We start from the raw sequence: 13,465 nt of genomic DNA on the forward strand, positions 1-13,465 counted from the left end.
CTCCGAGCTGACAGTAAGAACCGCCAGCTTTGACCAATATTCGGAATGTGAAGCCATAGTTGTCGTAGGCTATGGATTTAACATAGACGACAGTCATATCAATGGATTATTCCGAAAATTGATTGAGGAAAAAGAAAAGTCCTTATATTGGGTGTGCCTAGAAACTGATGGCACAGCTGAAGAACAGAAAAGGCGCCTTATTAAGCGCCTAAGAATATCACTTCAGTTTCGTGACCGGATCAATGTTATTCCCGTTGATGCAGAGAATAGGCTATTTAGAGGTGTAACTTGGTTACATGAGGTAACTAGAACCATACAAAGTTGAATTTCAATGCTCTGTTTTTTTAGCTTAAATTCGAAATTTATGTTTTTACCTTAAAGTAGAAATGAAAAATTTATACATCACTACACTTGCTGTTAAACTGTTGTGGCCAAATTTAGTTGAGCACTACAATCGGTGGTTTTTTTATGGCTTCACCATTAAAGGGCGGTTCAGAGCAGCAATTTGCCAAGTGGATAAAGGAAGATCGAGGTAGTGGCCAGCATGCTGACTACAAACCTTGGTTAACGGTTAGGGATTTCCCTTCTTGAGGGTGAGTTCACCGTGTATTTGTCCACAAATAGCAAAGAATTCATCACCATTTTTCTGATATAGAACTTTCGGTATTTCTGATACTGGAGTCACGCTGAGAAGTCACCCAAATCCGCGAGCTGCGTATTTCGATGATTAGGATTTCACCCGCTGGTAGTCATCAATATTTTGTTTTTAAAAGATTTTTCTATTTTACATTCTCTTTTTGAGGATTTTTGTAGGAAATTGAATTTACGTACCAGGTATGCTCACCTAATGGTGTACTGACCACAACTTCGTCATCTACTTCTTTTTTCAGCAAAGCACGGGCCATTGGCGCATCGATCGAAATATAGTCATTTCTACCATAGATCTCGTCAGGGCCAACTATACGGAAGCTCTTTATTTCGCCTGCGTCATTTTCGATTTGTACCCAAGCTCCGAAGAATACTTTTCCATCTTGTTGCGGGGAATATTCGACAACCTTCACAGCTTCAATGCGTTTTCTCAGATAACGCACACGCGAATCAATCTGCCTAAGTAATCTCTTGTTTTCCTTGTAATCAGCATTCTCCGAGCGATCACCAAGACTCGCTGCCCATGCTACTTTCTTCGTTATTTCAGGCCTGTATTCACGCCAAAGATGGTTAAGTTCTGCATTTAGCTTGTCGAAGCCCTCGCGGGTTATCAAGTTAGTTTTCAAGGTCCGTCCTACAGATTTATCTAGAGGTACTGTAAAGCCTTTTTTATAGCATCTATCGTTGCGACAGGTAAAAAGGGCTCGTTATTATTGCCAGATACTATACTGCCATGCTGCCCCACCTCCAATTGATTCCGCCGTCTAAATTCATCAGACAACAGGTACTCAAGAGCTTCTCGCTCAAGGCCTGTTAGCCTTTTTGTGAGAAGATCAGACGATCTTCCATCAAAGATCTCTATTACCTGGTTGATTGGAGCGATCTCATTGACGGCCCGTTCGGCAGTAATTTTTTGTGAGTACAAGATCCTTGCCTGTAGTTTAACAACTGGATCTTTAAGTTCATCTATCCAAGCATAACTTTTGCCATAGCTTGGTTTATTACTCTTTGAAGAGTTGGGGGATTGGTTGGCAAAGCTTGATATTAAAGTGCGATAGGCTTCACCTGTTTTGTTTCGAATGCTTTGTGCAGCTGGGACTCCTCGCCCTTTACCAAGCCGAGCAATTGTCGCATAGCTAAATTCATTCAGGCCCCTTTGTTGCTGCTCTATGCAAATTTGATATATAGCTTGCAGAGAGTGTTGTACTCGCTCTGAAACCTCAGATTTTAGCTGTTTCAAGACGATTTCAGGAGATGTTTCAGTCATATTATTCGACCAGTTTAAGAGGTGTTGACCCCATAAAAAGTTGTTTTAATTCGTTCTTAGAAATTCGCTCGCTATCTTCAAAATCATTTAAAGTCAAATCACCATCGATAAGCCGGTCGATTTTTTCCCAGCTTTTTAGCCTTGAGAGCATCAATTGAGTCATTTGGTTACCCACTACAAGTTGTTCAGCTTCGTTTAAATGCAAAAAATGGGGGATAATACCGTTCTTCACCAACATCTTATCAAGAGCTTGACTCCTTCTTGTCACAGCTTGTTCATCTGTGCAACTGTGGTAAAGCTCTGCGTTTTCACATACTTCAGATAGTTGTTGAAATCCACTAACTTCACTGATTTCAAAACTAACAGAAAAGTCTCTAGGTACAATGAGTTGTAGCTTTGTATCTTCAGATGATGAGTCTTTATTAATGATAGCTTGACAGCTTAGTAAGTGTTTATGAAGGGCGTTCATATCACTCATGTATAAATCCATTTTTTTGGCTTTGACTTCAATTTCTGAGTTCAGTTTTCGTCGTTCAGATTGAAGTTTAAGCTTTTCACCTTCCAGCATAGACGTTTGAGTACTTTGTGCTTTCTGCTGATATATTTGATGTGAGAGTATTTCTATCTTAGTTACAGTATCGTCGAGCTCTTTCTCTAAATGGCTATAACGTTGAGATTGTGTATTAATCGCCAAACACAATTCGTTAAATATAGCAGCCAGTCCCATCATAAATGCAGGGCCAGTGACAAAAAACCTACACTGTATACAGTTTTGCTCCCCGAGATAGCCGGCAGTAACAGGATGATAAATATTGGCTTTCATCGCGACGGCAGCTCCCCCCTCGTTACAAAACCCCCCACCAACAGGACAAATGCCAAAGTCTCTGAAAAGATAACTCGATGCAGGTCTAGCATTATCGATGGTTGATAAAAACTCAGTATTGTTAGCGATGAGTTGGCTCTTACATTGTTCAATTCGTTGGGATTCAATAAAACTTTTTAGTGTATCTGCTGCTTTATTTAATGCCTGCTTTTCTCCAAGAGTGATTTTCTCTCGAATATTTGCTCCTGTCTTATCGCTCTTCATGTAGTAAATAGACATGATGATTGAAGAATGACCGACCAGTTTCATTATGACTTCAATAGGCATGCCAAATTCATAAGCGTAGGCATTAATCAGGCTTACGCGCATAGAGTGTGGTGTGTAGGCGGATTTAAATGGTGCAAGGGCAATTGATTGCTGTTGTTTTAGTTCAGACGCACACTCGTGAAAGTTTTGCCCTGCGTAGGAAGCAGAAACGAGCTGGTCGTCAGATGAAAAAAATATCGCTGCCGCAAGTCTAGAAGCCAATCTTCCACCAAATGTGCCTGGTTCATTTTCTTGAAAGTCACGAAATAAGAAGCAGTTGTGCCCCTTTTGTTTCCTTTGGAATTCGTTCAAATTAGTTCTAGTGCATTCTAGCCACTCAGTCGGCTTCTCAATGGGGTTGTATTTCTCTTGCCATTTTCTTAATTTGATTAGCCAACACGCTAACTCAATGGGCATAAATGGAATGGCATAGCCTTTGCCGTCGAAACTTGTTTTGTTAGAGGTATAGTAAACACCGAAATCGCCATCTCGAGTTTTGTTTATCATGCCTTGTCTGTTGGTTAAACCTGCCAATTTGTTTCTATTTGGCGACCAGGTTATTTTACCAATCTGAAAATCTGGCACTTCGGGGTCTGCTTCCCCAGAGTCGCAATAAACAATTTGCCTTCCTCTTGCAGGTAATTGCATTAATGCATAGGTATAGGTCCAATAGATAGGGAGCCAAAGATACGTTTTCCCCCCTTCAACTTTGGTAACGCAGTCAGGATCTGATGGGTTAATTTCTAAGGAGTCATCAACTTGTACCCAATCGGCCGAAAATTTATGTAGATGATGAAGTTCTGAATAACCGATCTTTTCAAAATTTCCCTGGGGGAATATCCATTCTCGAGCGCTTTTTACAAATTGATAAGGCAATGCCAATTTGTTGGTTTCATTAAGTGAAACTGGTATTTGTTCACCATCAAAATTGATGTGAGAAAATGGGTTTTTTGCTCCCTTTATACGAGATACTTCACCAGTATCTTCATCTTCGATGGTCAAGAATTTTACGATGAGCCAATCTAAAAATTCATTGATGGAAAACAGCCATTTTTTCTTTCGAGTAATAGGTACTAATTCAAATAGCTCGAGCATGGGTTGAATATTTGTTTTGCCGCGAGTGAGGTAATCAAGTGGAGATATTTCGAAATTGTTGGGTTCAATGTATTCTCGTACAAATTCACACAGATCTTTGACTTTTGTATCTCCACCTTTTGCTGTTTTCAAAAACTCGGTTATCAAATCACCCCATGGTTTCCATTTAGGCTCAAAATATCGGACTTGATAGCATCTTTTACCGCTTGATGGATTACATGTTTTTTTGTGGTAAGAACAAGGCCGTCAATCTTTTCTGCTCATTATAGAGATAGACTAAATAGTGATTTCACGATTGACAGAAAATAGCGGATTCATCGTTCATAAAACCTTGTGCAGAAATCTCACTCGCCAAAAGACATGTAAAAAAATCCGAAGGGTAGCCATCCAACTTCATCCTAAATTAAATGAGTAGCCAAGGAGGCGAAAACGCCCTTAATCGATATGATTAATTGGAAGTAAACTGTCTCAAACCGCTTGTAACAATAAACGATTGGAGCCCTATTTCCATAGATGTCTCCATAACCACTTTTATGGTTATGGAGCTGAAAACTATTCTTAGTTCTGTGATGGTTTTAAGAGCTGAACGTGAAAATAGTACATTTATAAAAGTATATGCACTATTTTTTTACTCAATAAATTCAAATAGTAAATGATATTAGTACGATTCGAGAGGTACTTAGTTTTATACAACAAAAAGCGTCTTCGTGAAATTGACCGCAGAGTCAGATACTTACGTAAGTCTATCGAGAACTTAAAAATAGTTGATTATGCCCCAGAGCAAGAGGGTAAGGTCTTCTTTGGTGCTTGGGTTGAAGTTGAAAATGATGACGGTCAACAACTTACCTTTCGCATTGTGGGTTACGATGAAATTTTTGGCCGCAAAGGTTACATCTCAATTGATTCTCCGATGGCGCGCGCACTGTTGAAAAAACAAGTTGATGATGAGGCTGTGGTCAGCACGCCTGAGGGTGAAAAGTGCTGGTACATTAACAAGATATTCTACCATTTGCCTGAGCAAACCTAACTTAAGCAGAGTTAAGTTTACTAAGCGTATTGCTCAATAAAAATTAAGTTTAAATATAGTCAATTTTCAGCCTAGAACAGTATAAGTTGACCGGCTTTATCACATATGGCCTATAGGCTATGCGTCAGTGTGCTGTTGTTCAAAGCAAGCTCCCTATCAAATCATAGCCTTAGACTGCGACACCTTGTCGCAGTTTCCACTTTAGCTTTTGTTATTTATGAGTAATTGCAGGCACAATTGCGTCACAATTTACCCATTAAAAATAACAACATGATCGTAAAGTGTTCCATCCTAACCCTCGTCGTAGCTGCAATTCTTGCTGGTAACCATGCTTTTGCAAATGAAATGGAAATTATCACTATTCATCATAGTGATAATCACTCAGTTGTCTCTGCCACGGATAAAGCATTGCCTGCCAAAATTGATGTGGGTGATTTATTCGAGGTGCTGCCAGGGGCATCAATCAATGGCAATGGACCATTAACTGGTATTGTGCAATATCGCGGATTATCAGGCGATAGAGTGAATACCCAAATTAACGGTGTCAAATTAGCTGGCGCAGGCCCTAATGCAATGGATACTCCGTTAAGTTATGCCAGCCTGATCATGACTGAACGCGTTGATTTATCGCGTGGTATTGCTCCAGTATCATCGGGCATAGATACTTTGGGTGGCAGTGTAAACGTGGTTGAGTCGAGCGCGGAATTTGATGTTGTTGATGGCAAAGTGGCGGCTCAATATCAAGATAACGGCCAGCGTGGCAGCTTTGGTGCGAAAGCCAATCTTGCTAATAAAGACCATGCCTTGCTGGTATATACCGATATCTTAAAAGGCAATGAAGATGTCATAACTGGTAATGGCAAACACATTATGCCGACGGACTATCAAAAGCAGATGTTTGGAGGCCAATATAAATTCAATTTAACTGATTCGCTTAGCCAAGAGGAATTTATCGGGATAGGTTATCAATATTTAGAAACTACAGATGCAGGCACACCAGCATTGCCAATGGATATCAATTTCATTCGTACCGATCACATCAATAGTCAGGGGGTGCACCTGTTTGCTGAGTGGCAACTTGACTGGCATTTAGCCTATTCAGATGCTCGTCATGGAATGGATAATTTTAGCAAGCGCATGCTTATGCCTTCAATGTCAGCACGCTACAACAATGCCGATTCTACCAGTTGGGATGGCGCGTTAGCCTTCACCAAAGATGACTGGCAAGTCGGCCTAGATATGCAAATGGCCAAGCATGATTCGGTCATAACCACCCCTGAACAGTCCATGTTTAGCATTGGAAACTTCAATGGTGTTCGCGACGACCGTTATAGCGTCTATGCACAATGGGACAAGCACATTAATCAATGGCAGCTCAATGTAGGTGCTCGGCTTAAGCAATATCAAACCGATGCTGAAAATGTACACCATTCTATGGCGGCCAATAAACCAGCGATTAACCTATTGATGACACGCTTTAATGAAGCGGATAAAAGCCAGTCACAAACCGGAGTCGACTTTGTATTTGATGCACGCTATCAAGTGAATGATGAGCTGACTTGGATTGTCGGATTAGCACGAAAACAAGCAAGTGCGTCTTATCAGCAGCGTTATCTTTGGTTGCCTATGCAGTCGACAGGTGGCTTAGCTGATGGCAAAACCTATGTGGGTCAGATGGATTTAGATCTTGAAACCGCATATCAAATTGAGCTAGGAAATGCCTACCATAGTGGTAATTTTTCTATAAACCCAAGGATTTTTTACCATCGAATTGATGATTATATTCAAGGTATTGAAGCAACAGATCCGGTTGTATTAGCGGTAACTGCAATGATGGGTGATGCAAATCCAATGCAGTTTGCCAATGTTGATGCTGATTTGATGGGCATGGATATTAACGCAACATATGCATTTAGTACGCAAGTCTCAATCGATATGGTTGCTAGCTATGTGTCAGGCGAGCGCCGTGATATCGACGATAATTTATATCGTATTGCGCCGGCTAATATCAATGTTGGCTTAAATTATGAGTCAAATTCTTGGTTTGCGCGTTTAGAAACCTTAGCAATGGCCGCACAAGATAAAGTCTCGGTTAGCCAGCTTGAACAACGCACATCGGGTTATGCTGTTGTGAATATGTTGGTGGGATATGAAGCAAAGTCTTGGCGCGTGAAAGCCGGGGTTAACAATGTGTTTGATACCGAGTATCAAGATCATTTAGCGGGATATAACCGGGTGATGGGCAGTGAAATTCTTCCTGGAGAGCGCATGTTTGGACTGGGAATGCAGGCTTGGCTCTCTGGGGAGTACCACTTTTAGTGTAAGTCGTACCACCCTTCGTCGATGACGTCCCACTTTCACATCTCTGCTAAAAGTGAAAGTGGGCTTTTTTATCTCATCACTGACATTTATTGATTTTTGCTGATGTGTTTAGTGATATCTGGTCATCTTCAAATAGGCATAACTTGATATAGTCGGCGATATTGATGTTGACGTTATAGATCATATTTTCTTCTAAGAACACTTTAGTGATGTCGGTTTTTTTAATAGCTTGCGCTGTAAAGTACGTCGATGCATGCCCAATTGCCTTGCTGTTTCCGACACATTGCCATTATTGGCTTGTAACACTTGTTGCAAATGTTCCCACTCTAAGCGTTGGGGGGTAATGGGGGGCTCTGCTATCACTTCATCTGCAATATCAAGGTGCTTTTTGTCGAGCGCTTTGAGCAATGTTTGAGTATCAACGGGTTTTGATAAGTAGTTATCGGCTCCTAGGCGAATAGCCTCAACGGCAGTGGCAATGCTGGCATAACCGGTAAGAAAAACCAGCGTGGCTTTAGGTAGCAATTGCCGTAATGGTTTAACTAAGTTGAGACTGTTACTGTGCTCAAGTTTCATATCCAGCAGAATGTGGCTGGGTAAATGCTGCCTTGCTAATAATAATCCCTGAGTTGCATCATGGGCGACATGGCATTCAAAACCATGTTGACTCATGCGCCGATTAAGAATGTTGGCGAGTGTGGTGTCGTCTTCAATGATCAGTAATTTATCCATGGCTATTTTTTGTCGATACAGTTGAAGAAAATGTTGTTGGTGCTTGTTTTAACGGTAATAGCACTTTCGCTACAGTGCCGCCATCAGAATGCTGATGCAGGATCAAACTTCCCCCCAACCTTTCTAAACTGGCATGGCTCAATAATAACGACACTCCCATGCCTTTTGCATCGTGAATAATATTTTCACCAATCTGGGCAATTAAATCTGCTGAGATCCCGTTACCAAAATCACGAATACTAAGACAACAGTATTGATTATCAATAGTGGCGGATAACTCAACCTGATAATCAGCATTGTTTTCGTGACTTGCCCTTGCAGCATTTTCAATTAACGACATCAATGCCGGCAGTAAGTTAGTATCCATATTTAGAGACATTGTATTATCGTTAATATCTATTTGAGTGGTTAACGATACTTCAGGCATTAATAGCAATATCTGCTGAGTTAATGTGTCGACTAAGTTGGGAATTATTATGTTTGTTTGCTGGTTTTCACGTATTGACTGAGTTGCAGTGCGAAGGTCTGTTAGGGTTTGCTCGCAGCGGCACAACGCCTGTTCTACATCAGGCAATACTCCATCGACAGGTTGATTTTCGTGTAACTCATCAACTAATAAACGCAAGCTTGCCAGTGGTGTGGCAAGCTGGTGTGCCATTTGTGCCGAAGCAGTCCCCAGTGCGAGTAGTTTTTCTTGGCGCAATTGGGCTTCTCGTAAAATATTGAGTTCAGCTTCTTTTTGGCGAACTTTTCGGGCGATGAAGGCAATGCTGGTGGTAACGATTAATGCTGATATTAAAAAGTTAAACCACATGCCAAGAAAGTGTGAGCGCATATCCATGGTGTGATCGCCCATATTGTGTTCTGGCATAACAAATATCATCAGGCTGTAGCTGGCAGTAGAAATCAGCGTTAATCCCCAAGGTGCCCATTGAGGTAATGCCACAGCAGCAACGGCGATAGGCAATAATAATAATGAAATAAATGCATTTGTCGCCCCACCGGTTAGGTACAGCCAGGCGGCCAATAGCAAGGAATCGATCACCAATGACATAAACAGTAAAGGTGCATTGTGCTGATAACGATTTTTAAAACAAGAGCTTAATCCAACATAAACCGCTTCAAAAAAAAAGAGTACATAAATCAAGGCGGGTGGCGCGCTTAGGCCAAACAGGTCTGCCGCAATAAAAGTCAGCCCAAGCTTAAGCAGTAGGTATATTAATCTAAGGTGGGTGTGATGATGATTAATCAGCCCAATAGGTTTGCTGATAGGCAAAAAAGTATCCTTGTTAATGTGTTGTAAATTAAGACAAGTTTGTAGCTGATTTTTTAATATTATGCTGTCTATGCTCGTCGTTATGCTATGTATATCTCACATCATAATGCTATTTTACGGTTTAATGAATTGATATCCATGTCATAAGCGTTACTTAAGTTTCAGTCAGCACACTATTTAAAAAATATCGCTAATTGATATCAAATTATGCGTTAAACATACTTACATCACATCGAGGTTGATTATGAAAACATCACAAGAGTTCCCCTTGGTTCATCGAATCATTCACTGGGGCTTAGCCTTTGCAATGTTGGTGATGTTGCTGACAATATTTTTGCGTTTGGGCTGGATGGAGAAAAACCATATGGCGGCAATTATTCAGCAAGGCTTAACCAACATTTCAGTCACTATTGATAATAAACAAGCAATCAGTATTGCCAAAATGATCCGTGGTGAGATGTTTCAGTGGCACATTTATTTTGGCTATGCTGTTGGCGTATTTTTGTCGGCGCGGTTTATCTACATGGCTAAATGTGGTTTACATTATTTATCGCCATTTAATCCGCAGGCAAACTTACAGCAAAAAATGCAAGCAGGGGTATACTGGTTGTTTTATGCTGGTGTGACTTTTTCTATGATAACTGGGCTATTGCTTAAGTTTGGCCCCGAATCTGTCGAAGAGCTGGCTGAAACGATACATAAGTTAGCCTTGTGGTATTTCATTCCGTTTATTGTGCTGCATTTAGCCGGAATTGTACTGGCTGAAGCGGGGCACGATAAAGGGCTAGTATCGAAAATGATTGGTGGCGAGTAGCGATTATTTAACCATGTTAGGCACTATGATTGAGTTTTGGACCAGATGTTTTTGACTGATCTTGTGCCTGTATGTCGTTAACAAGCAGTTCAAACTCTTTTATAGGCACAGGCTTACCAAATAAGTAACCTTGATAATATAAGCATCCTTCACGTTGAAGAAACTGTTGTTGCTCAATGGTTTCTACACCTTCTGCTATCACCGAAAAACCAAGGCTTTCAGCCATTGAAATAATGGTTTTTACAATCGACTGATCACTTTTATCTGTGATTAAGTCACCCACGAACGAGCGGTCTATTTTTAATTGGTATAGCGGCAATTTTTTAAGGTATTGCAGCGAAGAATAGCCGGTACCAAAATCATCTAACGAAAACTGAATCCCTAATTTACCTAAGGCATGCATTTGCACTATGGTATTGCCAATGTCATCTAACAATAATGATTCTGTTAGCTCCATTTTTAATCGAGATGGGTTGATGTCATATTTGTTTATTGTATCAATTACTTGATCTACAAATTCAGGCTGACGAAATTGTTTAGAACTGACATTGATGGAAATTGTCATTGCTTTGGTCGCAGGTTGAGTTTGCCATTGTTTAAGTTGTTGGCAGGCGGTTTCTATTACCCAGCTACCAATCGCTAAAATGAGCCCAGACTCTTCTGCATAGGGAATAAACTCTACGGGGGTAATGATACCTTTTTGTGGGTGTAACCATCGAATAAGGGCTTCAGCTCCAATAGGTTGCTGTAGGTGATTGACTTGAATTTGGTAAAATAATTTAAAATGATTGTGTTTAACTGCCTCAAATAATTCATTTTCAAGTTTGGCACGTTTTAAAATTTCTTCCTGCATTGTGGGGTCGAAAAAGCGCATGGTGTTTCGACCTGCTACTTTAGCTTGGTACATGGCGATATCAGCCTGTTTCATGATTTCAGAAGTGGTGGCCGATGGATCATTGAATAACACTACGCCGATGCTTGCACTGCAATGATATTGAATGTTTTTTAGTTGAAATGAATGGCTCATGGCCGCTAAGAGTTTATGGCAAATCTCGGTAGTTTGAGAGGCCGCAGTAATGCTCTGTTCACTCAATCCTTCTAAAATAATGACAAACTCATCACCACCAATTCTGGCTAGGGTATCTTCTTCACGCACGCATTCGGCTAACCTTTCGGCGATTGAAGTTAATAATAGGTCTCCCATGTCATGTCCATAGGTGTCATTGAGCATTTTGAAGCGATCAATGTCCAAAAATAATAAAGCATTATTCTTATTTAGCCGCTTGTTAGAAATGATCACCCGATTTAATCTATCCAACAATAAGCGTCTGTTAGGGAGTTGAGTTAGGTGATCATAAAAAGCCAGTTGTTGTATTTTTTGCTCGTTTTTTTTGCGGGTTGAAATATCGTTGATGGTGACTATGTAATTAGTAATGTGGTTTTGATCATTACGTACCGCATCTACATATAAATAAGCCGGAAATGTAGAGCCGTTGTGATGTTGATGCCAGATTTCGCCTTCCCAACAGTCTTCATCGCGCAGTTTGTCCCAAATCTGGTTATAGAATTGTTCATCATAAAGATCGCCATTAAATAACTGCAGCGGTTTGCCAATAATATCTTGTTCTTGATAACCGGTTATTTTGCTAAAGGCACAATTGGCTTGCAAAATGTTCTTATCGGAATCAGTAATAAAAATACCTTCCTGTGATTCGAACACCTTTGCCGCAAGACGTAATTTTTGTTCAAGTTGCTTACGCTCGGTGATATCAGAAATACCCGTGATATAACCAACTACGTTTTGTTGGTCATCAAACTCAGGCACATATTGCACCAGCAACTCTTTAGAAAATAAGCATAAATCGTAAGAGGTTGGCGTGCCAGACAGTACCTTGTCAATATGGTTTTTTACTTCGCCATATATTATCTCGCCCATTGTTTCTTTAACCGTTTGGCCTACAATATCATCAGGTTGTAAACCAAATAAGGCGGCATAAGGTTTAGATACATAAATATATTTTTGTGCTTCATCGCACCTTGCTATGTAAAACGGTGAATTATCAGAGATAAATTGTAATTGTTGTTGCTGTTCAATAAGCTTAATTTCTGCCTGTTTGAACTCTGTTATGTCTTGAGCAAATCCTGAAATAGAGATGGTGCCATTGTCGGTCACAACCCGCTTTCCACGACATTCAATCCACCTTATTTGGTTATCACTTGGGCGGGTGATTTGATATTGCACATGATGTTCGGTGCCATTGTGATAGCAAGACTTCATCGATGCCATTAATTTAGAACGATATTTAGGGTGAATGATATCGGCTAATAACGTCAACGTGGGCGAGGCATCTTTTATTATGCCCATTAAGCTATACATTTGCGCCGACCACTGAAAATGCCCGTTTAAGTTGGCAAGATCCCAATGCCCAACCTTTGCATAGTACATTGCTTTTTCGAAGCGTTTTTCACTGCGAATTAACTTCTGTTGGATTTCAGCACTTAATCTGGTTTTACGCATCAGATGCAAGGTATTGGTAGATAAGCTGGCATAGATGGAGAGAATGACATTAATGAGATGACGAGTAGAGCCTTGCATTTTTTGTTTGGTAAAATCTTCAGCTTCTTGTTTGTTCATACCACTTTCAAGTGCCAGAACATAGACGACCATGTAGCGATCACTTTCTAAAATATGCGACGCTAGCCACTGAGTCAAAAATGAGATTGTTTTTTCAAGCAATGCATCTGACGGTGTTGAGGTCAATTCAGACTGTAGCTGAAGTACCTGTTGTATGAAGATGTCGTGGCTCAGTTTATGATCGTCTACCACATCATCATCAGATAAATACTGATGCCAAATATCTTCTTCAGTTTTAAAGTGGTAAACCGTGTAATCAACCAGCTCTTTAAACACAGTGTTTAACTGGAGTTGCTGGTTGCCAAACACGGCATGACTGGCAAGTCGATTCAAAATTGCGACTAACTTTTTATGCTGATGATCAATCTTTGCCAGTCCAGTGCAAAAATTATCATCCCAAGGAAAAATGTCTATTGATTCAGTCATACCAATACCATGTGTTTTTTCATCCTTAAAACATGAGTATAGTTGCTATAGTAAATCTTTGTAGTGAATCGTTAAATCAATTTATTCATGATGT

At 40.3% G+C, this 13,465-nt stretch carries 9 protein-coding genes and 1 pseudogene; 4 read left to right on the top strand and 6 right to left on the bottom strand.

Features of this window, described 5'->3' with window-relative positions:
• The first annotated feature begins 468 nt into the window (after nt 1–468).
• Complete coding sequence (locus tag NE535_RS10515; protein ID WP_261298599.1) at nt 469–591, top strand: hypothetical protein; 123 nt, start codon at nt 469–471, stop codon at nt 589–591.
• Between the two features lie 188 nt (nt 592–779).
• Here NE535_RS10515 and greB (NE535_RS10520) read toward each other — a convergent pair whose 3' ends face one another.
• The 3 genes and pseudogenes from greB (NE535_RS10520) to gmtZ form a co-directional block, all read right to left on the bottom strand.
• On the bottom strand, nt 780–1,274 hold the full coding sequence (gene greB, locus NE535_RS10520) for a transcription elongation factor GreB (protein ID WP_261298600.1): 495 nt from the start codon (nt 1,272–1,274) through the stop codon (nt 780–782).
• A 20-nt stretch (nt 1,275–1,294) separates the two neighbouring features.
• A complete protein-coding gene (gmtX, locus tag NE535_RS10525) occupies nt 1,295–1,915 on the bottom strand; it encodes a gamma-mobile-trio protein GmtX (RefSeq protein WP_261298601.1) in 621 nt (206 codons plus the stop codon).
• Between the two features lies 1 nt (nt 1,916).
• Nucleotides 1,917–4,310, bottom strand: a pseudogene (gene gmtZ, locus NE535_RS10530) (gamma-mobile-trio integrase GmtZ); the annotation flags it as partial.
• Between the two features lie 481 nt (nt 4,311–4,791).
• On the opposite strand from gmtZ, the gene greB (NE535_RS10535) reads away from it, so the two are divergent.
• Both greB (NE535_RS10535) and NE535_RS10540 read left to right on the top strand, forming a co-directional pair.
• Nucleotides 4,792–5,166 (top strand): transcription elongation factor GreB, encoded by a 375-nt coding sequence (gene greB, locus NE535_RS10535; protein WP_261298602.1) that lies wholly within the window; start codon nt 4,792–4,794, stop codon nt 5,164–5,166.
• Between the two features lie 270 nt (nt 5,167–5,436).
• Nucleotides 5,437–7,485 carry a TonB-dependent receptor plug domain-containing protein gene (locus NE535_RS10540; protein ID WP_261298603.1) on the top strand — a complete coding sequence of 683 codons (2,049 nt, stop codon included), beginning with the start codon at nt 5,437–5,439 and terminating at the stop codon, nt 7,483–7,485.
• Nucleotides 7,486–7,680: 195 nt separating this feature from the next.
• Here the strand turns inward: NE535_RS10540 and NE535_RS10545 are convergent, their stop codons facing one another.
• The gene (locus tag NE535_RS10545; protein ID WP_261298604.1) at nt 7,681–8,220 is read right to left on the bottom strand and encodes a response regulator transcription factor; all 540 of its coding nucleotides are present in this window, start codon (nt 8,218–8,220) and stop codon (nt 7,681–7,683) included.
• Nucleotides 8,213–9,496: a sensor histidine kinase gene (locus tag NE535_RS10550; protein WP_261298605.1), complete on the bottom strand. Its 1,284-nt coding sequence runs from the start codon at nt 9,494–9,496 to the stop codon at nt 8,213–8,215. Before NE535_RS10550 ends, NE535_RS10545 begins: the two co-directional genes overlap by 8 nt.
• 244 nt (nt 9,497–9,740) lie before the next feature.
• Here NE535_RS10550 and NE535_RS10555 point away from each other — a divergent pair, with 244 nt between their 5' ends.
• Nucleotides 9,741–10,310, top strand: coding sequence for a cytochrome b/b6 domain-containing protein (locus tag NE535_RS10555; protein ID WP_261298606.1), 570 nt, complete (start codon nt 9,741–9,743; stop codon nt 10,308–10,310).
• A 16-nt stretch (nt 10,311–10,326) separates the two neighbouring features.
• Here the strand turns inward: NE535_RS10555 and NE535_RS10560 are convergent, their stop codons facing one another.
• Complete coding sequence (locus NE535_RS10560; RefSeq protein WP_261298607.1) at nt 10,327–13,371, bottom strand: bacteriohemerythrin; 3,045 nt, start codon at nt 13,369–13,371, stop codon at nt 10,327–10,329.
• Nucleotides 13,372–13,465: the final 94 nt, after the last annotated feature.

It is taken from the genome of Shewanella holmiensis (assembly GCF_025370255.1).
Taxonomy (GTDB): Bacteria; Pseudomonadota; Gammaproteobacteria; order Enterobacterales; family Shewanellaceae; genus Shewanella; species Shewanella holmiensis.

Coding starts and splice junctions, on each gene's coding strand:
- NE535_RS10560 (WP_261298607.1), bottom strand. CDS start 13,371: ATGACTGAATCAATAGACATTTTTCCTTGGGATGATAATTTTTGCACT.
- NE535_RS10540 (WP_261298603.1), top strand. CDS start 5,437: ATGATCGTAAAGTGTTCCATCCTAACCCTCGTCGTAGCTGCAATTCTT.
- NE535_RS10515 (WP_261298599.1), top strand. CDS start 469: ATGGCTTCACCATTAAAGGGCGGTTCAGAGCAGCAATTTGCCAAGTGG.
- NE535_RS10555 (WP_261298606.1), top strand. CDS start 9,741: ATGAAAACATCACAAGAGTTCCCCTTGGTTCATCGAATCATTCACTGG.
- NE535_RS10545 (WP_261298604.1), bottom strand. CDS start 8,220: ATGGATAAATTACTGATCATTGAAGACGACACCACACTCGCCAACATT.
- gmtX (WP_261298601.1), bottom strand. CDS start 1,915: ATGACTGAAACATCTCCTGAAATCGTCTTGAAACAGCTAAAATCTGAG.
- greB (WP_261298602.1), top strand. CDS start 4,792: ATGATATTAGTACGATTCGAGAGGTACTTAGTTTTATACAACAAAAAG.